Raw genomic sequence first — 18,617 nt, 5'->3', positions numbered from 1 at the left:
GTGGCGACCAATGCTCCATCTATAGCGGAATGCCACGCTGCCAGCCCTCCGGTTGGCAGCGTCGACAACTCTGCTACACTAACGCCACATAGGTGTCACAGCCGCGGTCAAGCGGCGTTCGCGAAAAGTGCGAATGCGGCTTTGCTGCGGCAATTTTTTTGTCTTTCGGAACAACGCGCATGAGTACCATTCCTCTGACCAAACGGGGCGCGGAGCTGCTCAAGGAAGAGCTGCACCGCCTGAAGTCCGTCGAACGTCCGAACGTGATCACTGCGATTGCTGAAGCCCGTGCGCAGGGTGATCTGTCGGAAAACGCGGAGTACGACGCCGCGAAGGAGAAACAGGGTTTTATCGAGGGGCGCATTGCCGATCTCGAATCGAAGCTCTCAGCGGCCCAAATCATCGATCCGTCGGTACTCGATGCCGAAGGTCGCGTGGTGTTTGCCGCCACGGTCGAACTCGAAGACCTCGAGAACGGCGGCACGGTTCAGTATCAGATCGTGGGCGACGATGAAGCCGATCTGGAGCACGGCAAGATTTCGGTGAGTTCGCCGATCGCGCGGGCGCTCATCGGTAAGTACGCAGGCGACGTGGCCGAAGTGCAGGCCCCGAGCGGTGTGCGTGAGTACGAGATCATCGATGTCCGCTACGTCTGACGTGACGTCAACTGGCGGCGCGCCGCGGCTCGAACGTCTGTTCCGCCTGATCGCGACCGTCTGGTGCGGTAGTCAGTGGGCCATCGGCTATATCGTTGCGCCCACGCTCTTCGTCGTGCTGGAGTCTCGCACGATGGCCGGCACGGTCGCGGGCCGGCTGTTTCACACACAAGCCTGGCTGAGCCTGGTTTGCGGAGTGCTGCTGGTCTGGCTCGCAACGGCACTTATCGCCCGCACGAGCGATGCCCGCGCTGCGCGCTGCTATCGCGGCCTGCGCTGGCTGGCGGTAGCGATGATGGTCTGTGTGCTGGTCAGCTGGTTTGGCTTGCAGCCATTCATGGCGGATCTGCGTGCACAGGCGCAAGCGTCCGGTGTTGAGATCGGTCAGTCGCCCTTTGCTGCGCGCTTCGGCATGCTCCACGGCATTTCCAGCGGTATTTATTTGCTGCAAAGCCTGCTTGGCATTGCGCTGATCTGGCGTCAGCCGGTACGCGGCTAAATGCCGCAGGGCGCGCGACGGTGCGGGCTTCACGGCTTGCCGCCTAATCGCGACACCCAATAAAAAACGCGCCCGACGATGTCAGGGCGCGTCTTTTCGAGGGCTGGCGGAACGTGCTTGATCCGCCGCCATCTGCTTAGTCGTTGCGCTGGCGCTTGACGCTGGTCTGGCGCTTTTTGGCGCGCTTGACGATACCACCCGCGGTCATGCGCTCGTTGCCGGCGACGGTGACTTTCTTGACTGTGGGGCGACGTCCGGCGTTGGTGCTGCTCTTGACGACCGTGACGGTACGCGGAGCACGGCCCTTGACCGTTGCGCCAGTGCCGCTGGTTCTGCCGCGAACCGGCATTTCCTTTTCGTCCGGCGTGGGGCGGTACAGGACAAGCAGCTTGCCGATGTGTTGCACCGGCGCTGCACCGAGTTGGTCGCAGATGGATTCGTAGATGGCCACGCGCGCGTCGCGTTCGTCGCCGAAAACACGCACCTTGATCAGTTCGTGGGCCTTAAGGGCGCCGTCGATTTCCTTGAGCACCGCCGGCGTCAAGCCGTCGGCGCCGATCAGAACGACAGGATTCAGCGCATGGGCGGCGGAGCGCAAGTCGGCGCGTTGCGCCGGGGTCAGGGTCAAAGCGGGCATAGAAGACAGACGAGACAAACGAGTTAGGATGCGCCCGCAAACGGTGGCCGGAACGCCTGTAGCGACTGCTGGCTGGCTAACGGATTTTGGGCGCGCAAGGGCGTATTATCCTGCAAATTCGCAGCGTTTTTGAAGAATTATGGCAAAAAACCGTTTCAGCCACGCGTGGCTGCACGATCACATCAACGATCCCTACGTCAAAATGGCGCAGCGCGAAGGCTATCGGGCCCGCGCAGCGTACAAACTCAAAGAGATCGACGAGCAGGACCGGCTGATCAAGCCGGGCCAGATCATTGTCGACCTCGGGTCGACCCCCGGCAGCTGGAGTCAGTACGCGCGCAACAAGCTCGCGGGCGGCAAGCGGGTCGAGGGGGGCATCGACGGCACCATCATCGCGCTGGATATTCTGCCGATGGAGCCGATTGCCGACGTCCACTTCCTGCAGGGCGATTTCCGCGAGGACAGCGTGCTCGAGCAGTTGGAAGAAATTGTGGCGGGACGCAAAGTTGACCTTGTAGTTTCCGATATGGCCCCCAACTTGTCGGGTGTGGCATCGGCCGATGCGGCGCGAATCGAGCATTTGTGCGATCTCGCGTTGGATTTTGCTCAGCGCCACCTGAAACCAGAGGGGGCATTACTGGTCAAATGTTTTCACGGCAGCGGCTATAGCCAGATTGTCGAAAAGTTCAAACATCAGTTCAAAACGGTGGCGCCGCGTAAGCCCAAGGCGTCACGGGACAAATCTTCCGAAACGTTCATTCTCGGTCGGGGTCTGAAAAATCCGGGTTGATGCCCGTCAAACCGGCGCACTGGCGCTATGGTGGCGGTAGAGAATCACTATGGCGGTGCGCCTTCGAGTGGATTAGAATGAATTCTTGGCGCGAAGCGATTTCATGAAGGAGCAACGCTTTGAACAATAATATGTTTTCCAAAGCGGCGGTGTGGTTAGTCATCGCGCTGGTCTTGTTTACTGTTTTTAAACAGTTCGACAAGCCGCACGTCCAGGAGGGCGTGACGTACTCCCAGTTCATGGACGATGCCAAGAACGGCAAGATCAAGAACGTGGTGGTGCAGGGGCGCAGCCTTCAGGTGACGCCTAGCGACGGCCAGAAATACACCATCGTGTCGCCTGGCGACATCTGGATGGTGGGCGATCTCATGAAGTACGGCGTTCAGGTCTCGGGTAAGGCCGACGACGAACCGAACGTGCTCATGTCCGCTCTCTACTACCTCGGACCTACGTTGCTGATCATCGGCTTCTGGTTCTACATGATGCGACAGATGCAGGGCGGGGGTAAGGGCGGTGCCTTTTCCTTCGGTAAATCCCGCGCGCGTCTCATCGATGAAAATGCCAATCCGGTCACCTTTGCCGATGTCGCCGGCTGCGACGAAGCCAAGTACGAAGTCGGCGAACTGGTCGACTTCCTGAAAGATCCTCAGAAATTCCAGAAGCTGGGCGGCCGTATTCCGCGCGGTGTGCTGCTTGTCGGCCCGCCGGGAACCGGTAAGACGTTGCTGGCGCGTGCTATTGCCGGCGAAGCCAAGGTGCCGTTCTTCAGCATCTCGGGCTCGGACTTCGTGGAAATGTTCGTCGGCGTGGGGGCTGCCCGTGTTCGCGACATGTTCGAAAACGCGAAGAAGCAGTCACCCTGTATCGTGTTCATCGACGAAATCGACGCCGTCGGCCGCCATCGTGGCGCCGGCATGGGCGGCGGTAACGACGAGCGCGAACAGACGCTGAACCAGATGCTCGTCGAGATGGACGGCTTCGAAGCCAACTCGGGTGTGATCGTGATCGCCGCGACCAACCGTTCGGATGTGCTCGACAAGGCGCTGCTGCGTCCGGGCCGTTTCGACCGTCAGGTCTACGTCGGTCTGCCGGACATCCGCGGCCGTGAGCAGATTCTGAAGGTGCACCTGCGCAAGGTGCCGATCTCCAACGACGTTGATGCATCGGTCATTGCACGTGGTACGCCGGGCATGTCGGGTGCGGATCTCGCGAACCTGGTGAACGAAGCCGCGTTGTTCGCGGCGCGCCGTAACAAGCGCATCGTCGAAATGCTCGACTTCGAAGATGCCAAGGACAAGATCTTCATGGGTCCGGAGCGCAAGTCCGCCGTGATGCGCGACGAGGAACGCCGTGCGACGGCGTATCACGAGTCGGGCCACGCCGTGGTGGCTATGCTGTTGCCGGAGGCCGATCCGGTGCACAAGGTGACGATCATCCCGCGTGGTTGGGCATTGGGCCTGACGATGCAGTTGCCGGAACACGACAAGTACTCGGAGTATCGCGACACGATGCTCACGCAGATCGCCATCCTGTTTGGCGGTCGTGCGGCAGAGGAAGTGTTCATCAACAAGATGTCGACAGGCGCTTCGAACGACTTCGAGCGTGCCACCAAGCTTGCACGCGACATGGTGACCCGCTACGGCATGTCGGACGCCCTGGGCCCGATGGTCTATGTCGATACCGAGCAGGATTCGGTGTTCGGCCGGATGTCGTCGAAGTCGGTGTCGGAAGCCACGCAGCAGAAGGTCGACGGCGAAGTCCGCCGCATTTTGGACGAGCAATACGCGTTGGCCAGAAAGCTGCTGGAAGACAATCGCGACAAGGTCGAAGCGATGACCCAGGCCCTGATGGAATGGGAAACGATCGACGGCGAGCAGATTGGCGACATCATGGACGGCCGTCCGCCGCGTCCTCCGAAGAGCGGTTCGGCGAACGGTGGTGCGTCGGGTGGCAATCCGCCGCTCAAACCCAGCAACACCCCGGCGACCGTCTAAACGGACGCCTTGGCAGGCGAAAGTGCTGTCATCCCAGAAAGACCGGCCTCTCGCCGGTCTTTTTGCATTCTGGGGCAGTGTTGCCGGCGGCTGAGTGCGGCCATACCAGGGATGTGGGTAAATTCGGTGTTACGGAGTGTTTCCGCCGTCGATACGGCGGGCGATTCCGGTAACATTACGGCCATACGCCAATGCCCGGTGCCCCGGGCGCGCAGATCCGTTCTCCGCGAATGGGCTGCTCTATACGTCTTACTGAGCTACGAGCTTCCGAATGTCCTCCGAGCAGTCGCAACCCATGCTTTCTCCCCCTTCTGGCACAGATGACATCGCAGTGTCGGGTGAGACATCCGATACCCCGGTCAAGTCCGACTCGCTGGCATTCGGGCCACGATTCCGGCTCGATGCCCGCCGGGTTCACGTCATGGGCATCCTGAATGTGACACCGGACTCGTTTTCCGACGGTGGCAAGTTCGTCGCCCGCGACGCCGCGCTGCGCCATGCAGAGCAGTTGATCGCCGACGGTGCCGACATCCTGGACATTGGCGGTGAGTCGACCCGCCCAGGTGCCGAGGCGTTGCCGGAAGACGCCGAACTCGAGCGTGTGGTGCCGATTGTCGAAGCGTTGCGCGACTGTGGCGTACCGCTGTCGATTGATACTTACAAACCGGGCGTCATGCGAGCCGTACTGGCCGCCGGCGCGGACATGATCAACGATATCTGGGGATTCCAGCAGCCGGGCGCTATCGACGCAGTGCGCGACAGCGAGGCGGCGCTGTGCATCATGCACATGCTGCACGACCCCAAAACCATGCAGGACGCGCCGATCTACACCGATGTCGTCACCGAAGTTGCGGCCTTCCTCGACGGCCGGGTGGACACGTTGCTCTCGGCGGGTGTTGCGCCCACGCGCCTGTATCTGGACCCAGGATTCGGCTTCGGCAAGAGTCTCGCTCATAATCTCGCCTTGCTCAAACACTTGCGGGTGCTGTCGCGCGATGGCCTCCCGTTGCTCGTCGGGATGTCGCGAAAGCGGATGCTCGGCGAAATCACGGGACGCCAGTCGCCGCAGGAGCGCCAGGTGGCAAGCGTTGCCGCCGCGATGTGCGCCGCGCAGCAAGGTGCCGCCATCGTACGTGTACACGACGTCGCCGAGACGGTCGATGCTCTCAAGGTGTGGCAAGCCGTGCGCGACGCCGAGTAAGGCCGACGCGGGCTGCGTCGATCAGACCACGGCGAACCCGGCAAAATCGGACGGGGACCGAGCGGGGACGCATGTCATGGAAAATGGCGGTGCGGTACCGCATCGTCCGATGACACACGGTACGAAGAAAACGAAAGACGCGCGCGTACGAATCGTCAACCGGCGCGACGTATCAACAGGGAACAATGCAACAATGAAACGACGCTATTTTGGAACCGATGGTATTCGCGGCACGGTGGGCGAGAGCCCGATCACGCCGGATTTCGTGCTGCGGCTCGGTTATGCGGCTGGGCGCGCGCTTGCGGGGAGTCAGACGACGGGCCGCCCGACCGTATTGATCGGCAAAGACACGCGTGTTTCCGGTTATATGCTCGAAGCCGCGTTGGAGGCCGGATTCGCTGCCGCAGGCGTCGATACCATGTTGGCGGGCCCGATGCCTACGCCGGCGGTGGCGTACCTCACGCGGGCGTTGCGTCTGGCAGCAGGTGTGGTCATCAGTGCGTCGCACAATCCGTACCACGACAACGGCATCAAGTTCTTCTCGGCAGACGGCAACAAGCTCCCGGACCAGACCGAGCTCGAGATCGAAGCTGAGCTGGACAATCCGATGACGTGCGTGCGCTCCGAGCAGCTTGGTAAGGCACGCCGCCTGGATGACGCGGCGGGCCGCTACATCGAGTTTTGCAAGAGCACGTTCCCGAATGAATTCGACCTTCGGGGCATGAAGATCGTGGTCGATTGCGCCAACGGCGCGGCATATCACATTGCCCCGCATGTGTTCCATGAGTTGGGCGCCGAAGTCATCGCGATCGGCAACCACCCGAACGGCTTCAACATCAACCAGGACTGCGGCGCGACGGCACCCGATGCACTCATGCGCGCCGTCCGGGCAAATCACGCAGATCTCGGCGTAGCGCTCGATGGTGACGCTGATCGCCTGCAGATCGTCGACGGGGCAGGGCGCCTCTATAACGGCGACGAACTCCTGTATCTGCTGGTCAAGGACCGTCTGGACAGCGGTGGTGTGCAGGGTGCGGTGGGCACGCTGATGACCAACATGGCGGTGGAAGTCGCGCTCAAGGGGTTGGGCGTGCCGTTTGTGCGCGCCAAGGTCGGTGACCGCTACGTGCTTGAGCAACTGTACAAGCACGGCTGGCAGATCGGCGCGGAAGGCTCCGGCCACATCCTGTGTCTGGACAAGCACACCACGGGCGACGGGATCATCTCGGCCCTACAGGTACTCGCGGCCATTCGCCGCGCGGACAACAAGCCGCTGGCGAAATTGCTGGATGGGGTGCGTCTGTTCCCGCAGCACATGATCAATGTACGCACGCCAGCTGGGTACGATTGGCAGAGCGACAGCCGTCTGGTCGCCGAGCGTGATGCCATCGAGGCCAAGCTGGGAGACACGGGGCGCGTGCTGATCCGTGCTTCGGGAACCGAGCCGGTGCTGCGCGTGATGGTCGAGGCGAGAGAGGATTCACAGGCCTCTTCCTTCGCCCAACAACTGGCAAACATCGTCAAAACGGCGGCATGATCGGTCTTTGACCTCAGCGGCCGTCACCGTGTGTGGCGGCAGGCAATGGCTTCTCCCGGACTCAACGAACGACCTCTTCCTGGCGGCAGCCCTTCTGGCGGCTCGCCCATATCGTTCGTATCGCCAGATTCCCAACATGGCAATGTACTGCGCCGTACGTTCACATTTGTGACAGCGCGCGCTGCGCATTGTCAGACCAATTCCGACACTTCTTCGTCATTGTCACGAGGCTGACACGCGTGCCGAACACGCGTCTTGCATCCCCAAAAACGCTGGGGGAGCACGCCGAAACCCGCGCCAATCAACGATCTTAGGAAGTCCTCATGGGCGGAGGGGAAGTGCATGCAATGTGACGATTCCGAGGCGGCTCTGTGACGCGAATATTGTGAGGTTTCGAAAATGACACATTACTGTCACATTCTGAACCTATTCTTCGAATCATCCACACGCTGTACCACACCAACTCGGAGAAATCCATGAAGCTGATGAAGACTGCGATTGCCGGCCTGGCTGGCGTTCTGTTCGCCGCTGGCGCGATTGCGGGCGAGATTACCGGCGCAGGCAGCACGTTTGCTGCTCCGATCTACACCAAGTGGGCCGACGCTTACCAAAAGTCGACCTCCAACAAGGTCAACTATCAAGGCATCGGTTCGTCGGGCGGCATCAAGCAAATTCAGGCAAAGACCGTCGATTTCGCCGGTTCGGACGCTCCGCTGACCGATGAAGAGCTGGCCAAGCAAGGCCTGTTCCAGTTCCCGACGGTTGTCGGCGGCATTGTGCCGGTCATCAACGTGCCGGGTGTGAAGGCGGGCGAGTTGGTCCTGTCGGGCGAAGTGCTGGGCGACATCTACCTGGGCAAGATCAAGAAGTGGAACGATCCGGCCATCGCCAAGCTGAACCCGAAGGTCAAGCTGCCGGATACCGATATCGCCGTGGTTCGCCGCGCCGACGGTTCGGGCACGAGCTTCGTGTTCACGAACTACCTGTCGAAGGTCAACGCCGAATGGAAGAGCAAGGTTGGCGAAGGCACGACGGTCAACTGGCCGACGGGTACGGGTGGTAAGGGCAACGACGGCGTCGCCGCCTTCGTGCAACGTCTGCCGGGCGCCATCGGCTATGTCGAGTCGGCCTACGCCAAGCAGAACAAGCTGACGTACACGGCCCTGACGAACGCGGAAGGCAAGACGGTCGAGCCGACCGCCGAGACGTTCGCTGCCGCTGCCGCCAAGGCCGAATGGTCGAAGACGTTCTACCAGATCCTGACCAACGAGAAGGGCGACAAGTCGTGGCCGATCGTGGCTGCCACCTTCGTGCTCGTGCACCAGAAGGCTGATGCCGGCAAGGAAGCGCAAAGCGCCGAAGTGCTCAAGTTCTTCGACTGGTCGTTCAAGAACGGCGTGAACACGGCTAAGGAACTGGACTACATTCCGCTGCCGGAAGCTGTTCTGAAGCAGATCCGTGCTGGCTGGAAGGCGAAGGTTGCCGAGTCGGCCACCAAGGCTGGCATCTAAAGCACCTTGCAGGTGCCGGGCAATGCACTGTTGTGTTGCCTGGCACCTCAAAACCGGCAATATCCGCGCCGCCTGTTCCGAAGCCCGAACTCCGATCTGGCAACGGCTGGCGGCGCGCTCACGCTGAGACGACATCATGGCAGAAGCCACCAGTTCCCTCGCAACACCGGGCGCGCAGCGCGCTCCGTCTTCCGTAGGCGACTTTCTTTTCGCGATGCTGACTCGCGGCGCCGCTCTCGTCACACTGCTTTTACTCGGTGGCATCATCGTGTCGCTGATCATCAGCGCGCTGCCGTCGATTCAAAAGTTTGGCTTCGCCTTCCTGTGGACGAAGGACTGGGATCCTCCTGCAGAACAATTCGGCGCGCTCGTGCCTATCTACGGCACGATCGTCACGTCCATCATCGCCCTCTTCATCGCCGTGCCTGTGAGCTTCGGCATTGCCCTGTTTTTGACTGAACTCTCGCCCGTGTGGCTGCGCCGCCCGCTCGGCACGGCCATCGAGCTGCTCGCTGCCATCCCGAGTATCGTCTACGGGATGTGGGGCCTGCTGGTCTTCGCCCCGATCTTCAGCCAGTACTTCCAGAAGCCGCTGGGTGCGCTGCTTGGCAATGTGCCGGTGATCGGTGCGCTGTTCCAGGGCCCGCCGCTCGGCATCGGTATCCTGCCCGCCGGCGTGATCCTCGCGATCATGATCATTCCGTACATCGCCTCGGTCATGCGCGACGTGTTCGAAGTCACGCCCGTGCTGCTCAAGGAGTCGGCCTACGGCATTGGTTGCACGACCTGGGAGGTGATGTGGCGCGTGGTGCTGCCCTTCACGAAGACGGGTGTCATCGGCGGCGTCATGCTGGGCCTGGGCCGCGCGCTCGGCGAAACCATGGCCGTCACCTTCGTGATCGGCAATACGAACTTGCTCGATAACATTTCGCTGTTTTCGCCGGGTAACAGCATCACCTCGGCACTTGCCAATGAATTCGCCGAAGCGGGCCCCGGCCTGCACACGTCGGCGTTGATGGAACTCGGTCTGATTCTCTTCTTCATCACCTTTGTGGTGCTGGCGCTGTCCAAGCTCATGCTGCTGCGCCTGGAAAAGGGCGAAGGTAAATAAATGACCCAACAAGCGCTCGAATTGGAAACGCCGGCAGTGAAGCCCACCGACGCCTTCACCCGCGTGCGGTTGCAGGCCTACCGCCGCCGCAAGAACATCTTTGCGATCGCGATGTCGCTCGCGGCGATGGCCTTCGGCCTGATCTGGCTGCTGTGGATTCTCTACACCACGCTCTCGCTGGGCATCGGCGGCTTGTCGCTGTCGCTGTTCACCGAAATGACACCGCCGCCGAACACGGCAGGCGGGGGCCTCGCCAACGCCATCGCGGGCAGTGTCGTGATGGTCGGTGTGGCCACCCTCGTCGGCACGCCGCTGGGTGTTCTGGCCGGTGTGTATCTGGCGGAGTACGGCCAGAAGTCGTGGCTCGCCAGCATCACGCGCTTCATCAACGACATTCTGCTTTCGGCCCCGTCGATCGTGATCGGTCTGTTCGTGTACGCGCTGGTCGTGGCGCAGATGGGTCACTTCTCGGCCTGGGCCGGCATCATCTCGCTCGCGCTGCTACAGATTCCCATCGTGATCCGTACTACGGAGAACATGCTCAATCTGGTGCCGAACAACTTGCGTGAAGCCGCATTCGCGCTGGGTACGCCGAAGTGGCGCATCATCGTCAAGATCACGTTGAAGGCATCGATTGCCGGCATCGTGACGGGCGTGCTGCTGGCCGTGGCGCGTATCGCAGGCGAGACGGCCCCGCTGCTGTTCACGGCGCTCTCGAATCAGTTCTGGTCGATGAACCTGAACCAGCCGATGGCCAACCTGCCGGTCACGATTTTCAAATTTGCCATGAGCCCGTTTGCGGAGTGGCAGGCGCTTGCCTGGGCGGGTGTGTTCATCATCACGCTCGGGGTGTTGTTCCTGAACATTCTGGCGCGCACGCTGTTTGCCAAGAAGTAACCGGCAATGCGAGACGGCACAACGCTACGACACGACGCAAACCTGACGGTTGAGACGAACATGACGAATCCGACGCAAGAAATCAAACTGCCCTCGAAGATTGAAGTCAAGAACCTGAACTTCTTCTACGACAAGTATCACGCGCTCAAGAACATCAACCTGCGCATTCCCGACCGCAAGGTCACGGCCTTCATCGGCCCGTCGGGTTGCGGCAAGTCGACGCTGCTGCGCACGTTCAACAAGATGTACGCCCTGTATCCGGAGCAACGCGCCGAGGGCGAGATCAATATGGACGGCGAAAACCTGCTGACCGCGAAGCAGGACATCGCGCTGCTGCGCGCGAAGGTCGGTATGGTGTTCCAGAAGCCCACGCCGTTCCCGATGTCGATCTACGACAACATCTCGTTCGGCGTACGTCTGTTCGAAAAGCTCTCGCGCTCGGAAATGGACGACCGCGTGGAGTGGGCGCTGACCAAGGCGGCATTGTGGAGCGAAGTCAAGGACAAGCTACAACAGTCGGGCTACGGCCTGTCGGGCGGTCAGCAGCAGCGTCTGTGCATTGCACGTGGCATCGCGATCCGTCCGGAAGTGCTCCTGCTCGACGAACCGTGCTCGGCGCTCGACCCGATTTCCACGGGCCGCATCGAAGAACTGATCGCGGAACTCAAAGACGACTACACGGTGGTGATCGTCACGCACAACATGCAGCAGGCCGCCCGTTGCTCGGACTTCACAGCCTACATGTACCTGGGCGAGCTGATCGAATTCGGCGAGACCGAGAAGATCTTCATCAAGCCGGACCGCAAAGAGACCGAAGACTACATCACCGGCCGTTTCGGTTGATGCCCACGAGGAAACCCGCGACATGAACGAAAAACACCTTTCCAGCCAGTTCGACTCCGACCTGAATCAGGTTTGCTCGCGCGTCCTTGAAATGGGCGGCCTGGTCGAATCGCAGATTGTGACGGCCATGCAGGGCCTCAATACGTTCGACCGCGGCCTGGTCGACGAAGTGATCGCCAACGAGCATCGTCTGAACACGATGGAAGTCGAGATCGACGAAGAGTGCAGCAAGATCATTGCCCGCCGCCAGCCGACGGCACGCGATCTGCGCCTGTTGCTCTCGATCTCGAAGTCGATTACCAACCTCGAGCGCGCCGGCGACGAGGCCGAGAAGATCGCCAAGTGTACGCGCCGCCTTCTCGAAGATGGCACGGCGCAAAGCGTGAACTTCGCCGAAATCAAGCTTTCGGGCGAAATGGCCGCGCAGTTGCTGCGCCGCACGCTGGACGCGTTTGCGCGTCTGGACATCGTGGCGGCTGCCGAGATCGTGCGTGACGATAAGGCCATCGACAATGAGTTCCGTGGCTTCGTGCGAAAATTGGTGACGTACATGATGGAGGATCCGCGCACCATCTCGGCCGGCCTGGATTTCCTGTTCATTGCCAAGGCCATCGAGCGTATCGGCGATCATGCCAAGAACATCGCTGAATTCATCATTTACATCGTCAAAGGCACTGACGTCCGGCACATTTCGCGCGAAGATCTGCAGCGAAAAGTGCAGGGCGAATAAAAGGCCGGACATTATTGAAGGTTTGAGAGGGAACCGATGCCTAGCAGCATTCTGATCGTAGAAGACGAACCGGCGATTTCCGAGTTGATCTCCGTTAATCTGCAACACGCGGGTCACTACCCGATCCGGGCATACAACGCGGAGCAGGCGCTCACGCTTATCAGTGACGTCCTGCCGGATCTCGTGCTGCTCGACTGGATGCTGCCGGGCAAGTCGGGCGTGACGTTCGCGCGCGAGTTGCGTGCGAACGAGCGCACCAAGCACGTGCCGATCATCATGCTCACCGCGCGCAGCGAAGAGCAGGACAAGGTGATGGGGCTCGAGATCGGTGCGGACGATTATGTGACCAAGCCGTTTTCGCCGAAGGAACTGATGGCGCGTATCAAGGCGGTGTTGCGCCGCCGCGCGCCGCAGTTGACCGAGGATGTGGTAAGCGTGAACGGCCTGAAGCTCGATCCGGCCACGCACCGTGTGACGAGTCATCAGTCGAGCGGTGACATCAAGCTGGATCTGGGGCCGACGGAATTCCGGCTGCTGCACTTCTTCATGACGCACCCGGAGCGCGTGCACAGCCGCTCGCAGCTTCTCGATCAGGTATGGGGCGATCACGTATTCGTGGAGGAGCGCACGGTGGATGTGCACATCAAGCGTCTGCGTGCTGCGCTCAAACCGGCGGGCCACGATGCTATGATCGAGACCGTACGCGGCAGCGGCTACCGTCTGACGAAGTCGGTCTGAGGCATCGCGCCTCGTTTTCGGTTGAGACCTGCCGTGCCAATGCCGCCGCTGCCCGATGGGCGGCGGGCGGCACTCCTCCTGTGCATCGTCTATGAATATCATCTGGGCCCGTGCGCTGGCATTCCTGATCCTGCAAGCGGCCATTTCGGTGGCTGTCGGCTGGCTTTTTGGGGCAAGTGCAGGCTACGTTACCGCCATCGTTCTGCTGGTGACGCAGCTTTTCTTCAACGTCTATCATGCCCAGCGCCTCTGGCGTCTGCTCGACGCCCCGGTCTATGGCGAGGTGCCAAGTGCACTTGGGCTGTGGGGCGAAATCTATTACCGGCTGCACAAGCTGGCCAAACGCTGGCATAACCAGGTGAAGCAGGTGGAACAACAGCACGCGCGTTTCATTCAGGCGATCCAGGCATCGCCCAATGGCGTGATCATGCTCGACGAGCATAATCAGATCGAGTGGTGCAATGCGATTGCCGAGACGCACTTCGGCATCGATGCCAAACGAGACCTGCGTCAACAGATCACACACCTTCTGCGCACGCCGGCCTTTGTGCACTACTTGTCGTCGGAGCGCTACGATGAGGCGCTGCTCATGCATCACATGGGCGAGAAGCATAACAACGTGCTCTCGATGCAGGTGTTCCCGTACGGCGACAACCGCAAGCTCATCATCTCGCTCGACGTGACCGATCTCGAGCGCACCGACGCGATGCGCCGGGACTTCGTGGCCAACGTCTCGCACGAACTCAAGACACCGCTCACGGTGCTCTCCGGGTTCCTTGAGACGGTCGGTGAGTTGCCACTCTCGCCAGAAGAGATCCAGCGTTATGTCGAGATCATGCGTCAGCAGGCGTCGCGCATGCAGAACATCGTGAACGATCTGCTTACGCTCGCCAAGCTCGAAGGCAGCGGCAAGCCGCCGTCTGACGACAGGATCGACATGGGCATGCAGATGCGATCGCTGCGAAGCGACGCCGAAGGGCTCTCGCAAGGGCAGCATGTGATCGAAGTGAGCGTAGCCGACGGGCTCGATCTACGCGGTGCCGAAGGCGAGTTGCACAGCGCGTTCAGCAATCTCGTGAGCAACGCGATACGCTATACGCCCCAGGGGGGCAAGATCCAGATCGAGTGGGCGGCCACCGACGACGGCGGCGCTCGCTTCGTCGTCATCGACTCGGGTCTGGGCATTCCGGCAGAACACATTCCACGGCTCACCGAGCGCTTCTATCGCATCGATCGCAGCCGCTCGCGCGATACGGGGGGCACCGGCCTGGGCCTTGCGATCGTCAAGCATGTGCTGACGCGTCACCAGGCCGATCTGCGGGTGACGAGCGAGGAGGGGCGCGGCAGCACGTTCGCGATCTACTTCCCGCCGACGCGGGTGGTGCATCGCGCACCGATCGAAGCGGCCCCCGGTGTGGCCGTGAACGAGTAAGCGCAGGCGGCAGACGCGAGCCCCGGCAAACCCAAAGGGGACAAAAGGCGTTCGATTTCACGGTCGGACGCCTTTTTTGCTTGAACCTGGGATGCGCGGCGGCGGGGCGCGATCCGATAATTAAAGGGGGCTTTCGGCCCCCTTTCCTTGTTGTGGCAACGACTTGTGCGGCCGGCCGATCAGTTGCTGGTTTGTTGTACGTGTTTCGCCACTTCCGCCATCAACGCCATCTGGCTGTTGAACGGCCGCTTACCGGGTTTGCGGCGCACGTAGCTGCCGTCCGGACGCATCAGCCACGAGGCCGTATTGTCGCGCAAGTGAATCATCAGGCCCTCGCGAATCACGCGGGTCTTCAGGCGCTTGTCTCGCACCGGGAAGGCCACCTCCACACGACGGAAGAAGTTGCGTTCCATCCAGTCGGCGCTGGAGAGCATGACTTGCTCGTCACCGTTCGCATAGAAGTAATAGATGCGATGGTGCTCGAGAAAGCGCCCGACAATCGAGCGAACGGTAATGTTCTCCGACAATCCCGGTACACCGGCGCGCAGCGAGCACACGCCGCGCACGATCAGATCGATTTTCACGCCGGCGCGCGACGCCTTGTACAGTTCGGCAATGATCGTCGGCTCAAGCAACGCGTTCATTTTCGCGATGATGCGTGCCTTCTTCCCCGACACCGCCGCTTCCGTCTCGCGACGGATCGCCTCGAGCAGATGGGTGTGCATGGTGAACGGCGACTGCCATAGCCCGTTCAGGTGCGTCTGACGGCCAATCCCGGTCAACTGCTGGAACACGACGTGTACATCGGAGCACAGGGCTTCGTCGGCGGTCATCAGACCGAAGTCCGTGTACAGACGCGCGGTGCGCGGGTGATAGTTACCCGTGCCGAGGTGGACGTAACGCTTGAGGAACGTCTTCTTGCCCTGGCGGGTGCGGCGCACCACAAGGAGCATCTTCGCGTGGCACTTGTGGCCGACGACACCATAGACGACGTGTGCACCGACCGCTTCGAGGCGGGCGGCCCAGTTGATGTTCGTCTGCTCGTCGAAGCGCGCGAGCAATTCCACCACGACCGTGACTTCCTTGCCGTTGCGCGCCGCTTCCATGAGGGCGTCCATCAGTGCGGATTCGTTACCCGTACGATAGATCGTCTGCTTGATCGCCACGACATCGGGGTCACGTGCGGCCTGCAACAACAGTTCGAGCACGGGCTGGAAACTATCGTAGGGGTGATGCAGCAGCAGATCGCCCTGGTCGATGACATCGAAAATCGCAAGCGAGGCGCTCATTCGCTTGGGCAGCGCGGGCACGAACGGCACGAACTTCAGGTCCGGGCGGTCGACCATCTCGGGCAACGGCATGAGGCGCACGAGATTCACTGGGCCTTTCACGCGATAGCAGTCCGAGTCGGCCAGACCGCACTCGGTCTGAAGGCGTCGCACGAGGCGCGACGGGGCGCCGGCATCGACTTCGAGGCGTACGGCATCGCCAAGGTGCCGGGCCGGGAGTTCGCCTTGCAGCGCGGTGCGCAGGTTGGTGATTTCGTCTTCGTCGACGAACAGATCGCTGTTACGCGTGACGCGGAACTGGTGGCAGCCTTTGGCCGTGAGTCCCGGGAACAGTTCGCTGGCGAAGCGCAGCATGAGCGAACTGAGCAGAACGAAGCTGTTGGGCAGGGGGGCGAGCGCCGGTGGCATGGGTACCAGACGGGGCAGGGCGCGCGGCGCTTGAACGATGGCGAGTTCGGCGTCGCGGCCGAAGGCGTCCTTGCCTTCGAGTTCGACGGCGAAGTTCAGACTCTTGTTGAGTACGCGCGGGAACGGATGCGCCGGATCGAGTCCGATGGGGGTGAGCACCGGCACGAGTTCGCGCAGGAAGTAGTCGCGGGCCCATTCGACCTGTGCGTCGTTCCACTGGCCGGAGGGGTGAAAGGCGATGCCCTCGGCCTCCAGACGCGGCATCAGGCCGTCGAACATGGCGTATTGCTTTTCGACGAGCGCCTGTGCCCGGGCGCAGACTTGCGTGTAAACTTGCTGAAACGTCATGCCGTCGGGCGTGAGCATGCCCGGATTTTCGCGCATCTGCTCTTTTAGTCCGGCGACGCGGATTTCGAAGAATTCATCCATATTGCTGCTCACGATACAGACGAAGCGAAGACGTTCTAGTAGTGGCGTGGCCGGATCGGCCGCCTGGGCAAGGACACGTTCGTTAAATGCCAGGATGCCCAGCTCGCGGTTGAGCAGCGGGTAATTCATAGTGGACGTGCGAAAGACATGGGATTGGCGTGAATTCTTCATTCGTATTGTTACAGTTATATGACATTCACATTTGTCAACGACGTGTCATATTCGATTTGTAACTTATTCGTCATTTATTTGTCGAGTGCGCGTCATGCATTTGATGTGAGGCATTGCGCACTTCGGCACTCTTCGCTCAGGCGCACCCCTACATGAGTACCCCATCGCCCTTGCTTGCGGCCGTCGATCTCGGCTCGAACAGTTTTCGCCTGATCATCGGCCGCGTGGAGGAGACATCCGCCGGTACGCAGATCTATCAGGTCGATGCGCTGCGCGAGCCGGTGCGACTTGCGGCCGGCCTGAACGCCGAGAAGTATCTCGATCATCCGTCGCAACAACGCGGCTGGGAGGTGCTCAAGCGTTTCGGAGAGCGGCTGCGCGGGTTTCATCCCGATCAGGTACGCGCGGTTGCCACGAACACGCTGCGAGTCGCCAAGAATGCGCAGGACTTTCTGGGTGAGGCGCAACGCGCACTCGGGTTTCCTATCGAAGTGATTGCCGGGCGGGAAGAGGCGCGTCTGATTTACGCGGGTGCGGCGCACTCGGTGCCCACTTGCCCGGGCAACCGGCTGGTGGTGGATATTGGCGGCGGCTCGACGGAGTTCATTATCGGGCAAGATTACGAGCCGCTGATCATGGAGAGCTTATATATTGGCTGCGTGAGCCACAGTCGTCTGTTTTTCCCGAGTGGCAATGTTGACGAATACGCGATGAAGCAGGCTGAATTGGCTGCTCGCCGCGAGATTCAGATTATTTCTGCGACGTTTCGCGAGGCGGGTTGGTCGCAGGCGATAGGCTCGTCCGGCACGGCCAGGGCATTGGCCGAACTGCTCGAAGCCAACGGCTTCAACGACGGCGGGGTGCATGGGCTCACTCGCGGCGGCCTCGAGCGGCTCAAGCGGGCGCTCATCAAGGCCGAGAATGCCAACCGTCTGAAGCTCGCCGGGCTCAAGCAGGATCGTATTCCCGTGCTGCCGGGTGGCTTGTCCATCATGCTCTCCGTCTTCAATGAACTCGAAGTCGATCATATGGAGACGACCGACGCGGCGCTGCGGCTCGGCGTCATGTATGACCTGCTCGGACGTACGCAGCATCAGGATATGCGTGCCGTCACCGTCGAGCAGTTCGTGCGCCGTTATGGCGTTGATCGCTCGCAGGCCGAACGGGTCGGGAATCTGGCGGTTTCGCTGTACCGTCAGTTGCCGATCGATGTGGTCGAGGGTGACGACGATCAGGATGATCGCCGCGAGGGAGGGGAGGCGTTGCTCAACTGGGCGTCGTCGCTGCATGAGATGGGCTTGTCGATCTCGCACAGTGCGTATCACAAACATTCGGCCTATATCGGCAGCAACGCGGATATGCCGGGATTTTCACGGCCCGATCAAACAAGGCTGGCGGAGTTGTTGCTTGGGCATGTGGGCAAGCTCGGCAAGCTCGCGTCGCAGGCGCAGCAGGTCGATTGGCAATTGCTGTTCTGCCTGCGGTTGGCAGTACTGTTTTGTCGTCGTCGCACCGATGCGCTGCCGGACAGTATCGAGGTCGAGCGTCTCGACGACGGCTTTCAGATATCGGTGCCGCGCGTGTGGATCGATGCCAATCCGCTCACCGATTACAGCCTGCAACGCGAAGCGCAGGAGTGGGAGAAGATCGGCATGCGTTACAAGGTGGTGTACGCCTGAAGCGTTGCGACTGCGCCGTCCTGCCCTCTGGGGCGGCGGCTTGGAAAAGGAAAAGCCCGGCAGAA

At 61.1% G+C, this 18,617-nt stretch carries 16 protein-coding genes; 14 read left to right on the top strand and 2 right to left on the bottom strand.

The window, feature by feature from the left end; translation table 11 throughout:
- The first annotated feature begins 179 nt into the window (after positions 1 to 179).
- Positions 180 to 656 carry a transcription elongation factor GreA gene (gene greA / locus PCO31110_RS10770; protein ID WP_010805275.1) on the top strand — a complete coding sequence of 159 codons (477 nt, stop codon included), beginning with the start codon at positions 180 to 182 and terminating at the stop codon, positions 654 to 656.
- Positions 640 to 1,155: a DUF4149 domain-containing protein gene (locus PCO31110_RS10765; protein ID WP_010805274.1), complete on the top strand. Its 516-nt coding sequence runs from the start codon at positions 640 to 642 to the stop codon at positions 1,153 to 1,155. The genes greA and PCO31110_RS10765 overlap by 17 nt, the downstream gene beginning before the upstream one ends.
- Before the next feature lie 136 nt (positions 1,156 to 1,291).
- Here the strand turns inward: PCO31110_RS10765 and yhbY are convergent, their stop codons facing one another.
- On the bottom strand, positions 1,292 to 1,792 hold the full coding sequence (yhbY, locus tag PCO31110_RS10760) for a ribosome assembly RNA-binding protein YhbY (RefSeq protein ID WP_150690395.1): 501 nt from the start codon (positions 1,790 to 1,792) through the stop codon (positions 1,292 to 1,294).
- Between the two features lie 139 nt (positions 1,793 to 1,931).
- Between yhbY and PCO31110_RS10755 the strand changes: the two genes are divergently transcribed.
- From PCO31110_RS10755 to phoR, 11 genes are all read left to right on the top strand, one after another.
- Positions 1,932 to 2,582: an RlmE family RNA methyltransferase gene (locus PCO31110_RS10755; RefSeq protein ID WP_150690394.1), complete on the top strand. Its 651-nt coding sequence runs from the start codon at positions 1,932 to 1,934 to the stop codon at positions 2,580 to 2,582.
- Between the two features lie 119 nt (positions 2,583 to 2,701).
- Entirely contained in the window at positions 2,702 to 4,576 is a 1,875-nt protein-coding gene (gene ftsH, locus PCO31110_RS10750; protein WP_010805271.1) for an ATP-dependent zinc metalloprotease FtsH, read from the top strand.
- 421 nt (positions 4,577 to 4,997) lie between these two features.
- Entirely contained in the window at positions 4,998 to 5,777 is a 780-nt protein-coding gene (gene folP, locus PCO31110_RS10745) for a dihydropteroate synthase (protein WP_010805270.1), read from the top strand.
- Between the two features lie 193 nt (positions 5,778 to 5,970).
- Positions 5,971 to 7,314, top strand: a complete 1,344-nt coding sequence (glmM, locus tag PCO31110_RS10740) for a phosphoglucosamine mutase (protein WP_150690393.1) — start codon at positions 5,971 to 5,973, stop codon at positions 7,312 to 7,314.
- A gap of 476 nt (positions 7,315 to 7,790) precedes the next feature.
- On the top strand, positions 7,791 to 8,825 hold the full coding sequence (gene pstS, locus PCO31110_RS10735) for a phosphate ABC transporter substrate-binding protein PstS (protein WP_010805268.1): 1,035 nt from the start codon (positions 7,791 to 7,793) through the stop codon (positions 8,823 to 8,825).
- 136 nt (positions 8,826 to 8,961) lie between these two features.
- Positions 8,962 to 9,936 (top strand): phosphate ABC transporter permease PstC, encoded by a 975-nt coding sequence (pstC, locus tag PCO31110_RS10730; RefSeq protein ID WP_010805267.1) that lies wholly within the window; start codon positions 8,962 to 8,964, stop codon positions 9,934 to 9,936.
- Complete coding sequence (gene pstA / locus PCO31110_RS10725; protein ID WP_010805266.1) at positions 9,937 to 10,833, top strand: phosphate ABC transporter permease PstA; 897 nt, start codon at positions 9,937 to 9,939, stop codon at positions 10,831 to 10,833.
- Between the two features lie 60 nt (positions 10,834 to 10,893).
- Positions 10,894 to 11,676, top strand: a complete 783-nt coding sequence (gene pstB, locus PCO31110_RS10720; RefSeq protein WP_010805265.1) for a phosphate ABC transporter ATP-binding protein PstB — start codon at positions 10,894 to 10,896, stop codon at positions 11,674 to 11,676.
- Between the two features lie 22 nt (positions 11,677 to 11,698).
- Positions 11,699 to 12,406, top strand: a complete 708-nt coding sequence (phoU, locus tag PCO31110_RS10715) for a phosphate signaling complex protein PhoU (RefSeq protein ID WP_010805264.1) — start codon at positions 11,699 to 11,701, stop codon at positions 12,404 to 12,406.
- 36 nt (positions 12,407 to 12,442) lie between these two features.
- Positions 12,443 to 13,144 (top strand): phosphate regulon transcriptional regulator PhoB, encoded by a 702-nt coding sequence (gene phoB / locus PCO31110_RS10710; RefSeq protein ID WP_010805263.1) that lies wholly within the window; start codon positions 12,443 to 12,445, stop codon positions 13,142 to 13,144.
- Between the two features lie 91 nt (positions 13,145 to 13,235).
- Positions 13,236 to 14,576 (top strand): phosphate regulon sensor histidine kinase PhoR, encoded by a 1,341-nt coding sequence (gene phoR / locus PCO31110_RS10705; protein WP_010805262.1) that lies wholly within the window; start codon positions 13,236 to 13,238, stop codon positions 14,574 to 14,576.
- A gap of 179 nt (positions 14,577 to 14,755) precedes the next feature.
- Here the strand turns inward: phoR and ppk1 are convergent, their stop codons facing one another.
- Positions 14,756 to 16,873: a polyphosphate kinase 1 gene (ppk1, locus tag PCO31110_RS10700; protein WP_051126321.1), complete on the bottom strand. Its 2,118-nt coding sequence runs from the start codon at positions 16,871 to 16,873 to the stop codon at positions 14,756 to 14,758.
- A 152-nt stretch (positions 16,874 to 17,025) separates the two neighbouring features.
- Between ppk1 and ppx the strand changes: the two genes are divergently transcribed.
- Entirely contained in the window at positions 17,026 to 18,552 is a 1,527-nt protein-coding gene (gene ppx, locus PCO31110_RS10695; RefSeq protein ID WP_010805260.1) for an exopolyphosphatase, read from the top strand.
- The last annotated feature ends 65 nt before the right edge of the window (positions 18,553 to 18,617 follow it).

This window comes from Pandoraea communis (assembly GCF_902459745.1).
GTDB lineage: Bacteria > Pseudomonadota > Gammaproteobacteria > Burkholderiales > Burkholderiaceae > Pandoraea > Pandoraea communis.
This window is presented reverse-complemented; position numbering and strand designations above follow the sequence as displayed.

Coding starts and splice junctions, on each gene's coding strand:
- greA (WP_010805275.1), top strand. CDS start 180: ATGAGTACCATTCCTCTGACCAAACGGGGCGCGGAGCTGCTCAAGGAA.
- PCO31110_RS10765 (WP_010805274.1), top strand. CDS start 640: ATGTCCGCTACGTCTGACGTGACGTCAACTGGCGGCGCGCCGCGGCTC.
- yhbY (WP_150690395.1), bottom strand. CDS start 1,792: ATGCCCGCTTTGACCCTGACCCCGGCGCAACGCGCCGACTTGCGCTCC.
- PCO31110_RS10755 (WP_150690394.1), top strand. CDS start 1,932: ATGGCAAAAAACCGTTTCAGCCACGCGTGGCTGCACGATCACATCAAC.
- folP (WP_010805270.1), top strand. CDS start 4,998: ATGGGCATCCTGAATGTGACACCGGACTCGTTTTCCGACGGTGGCAAG.
- glmM (WP_150690393.1), top strand. CDS start 5,971: ATGAAACGACGCTATTTTGGAACCGATGGTATTCGCGGCACGGTGGGC.
- pstS (WP_010805268.1), top strand. CDS start 7,791: ATGAAGCTGATGAAGACTGCGATTGCCGGCCTGGCTGGCGTTCTGTTC.
- pstC (WP_010805267.1), top strand. CDS start 8,962: ATGGCAGAAGCCACCAGTTCCCTCGCAACACCGGGCGCGCAGCGCGCT.
- pstA (WP_010805266.1), top strand. CDS start 9,937: ATGACCCAACAAGCGCTCGAATTGGAAACGCCGGCAGTGAAGCCCACC.
- pstB (WP_010805265.1), top strand. CDS start 10,894: ATGACGAATCCGACGCAAGAAATCAAACTGCCCTCGAAGATTGAAGTC.
- phoU (WP_010805264.1), top strand. CDS start 11,699: ATGAACGAAAAACACCTTTCCAGCCAGTTCGACTCCGACCTGAATCAG.
- phoB (WP_010805263.1), top strand. CDS start 12,443: ATGCCTAGCAGCATTCTGATCGTAGAAGACGAACCGGCGATTTCCGAG.
- phoR (WP_010805262.1), top strand. CDS start 13,236: ATGAATATCATCTGGGCCCGTGCGCTGGCATTCCTGATCCTGCAAGCG.
- ppk1 (WP_051126321.1), bottom strand. CDS start 16,873: ATGAAGAATTCACGCCAATCCCATGTCTTTCGCACGTCCACTATGAAT.
- ppx (WP_010805260.1), top strand. CDS start 17,026: ATGAGTACCCCATCGCCCTTGCTTGCGGCCGTCGATCTCGGCTCGAAC.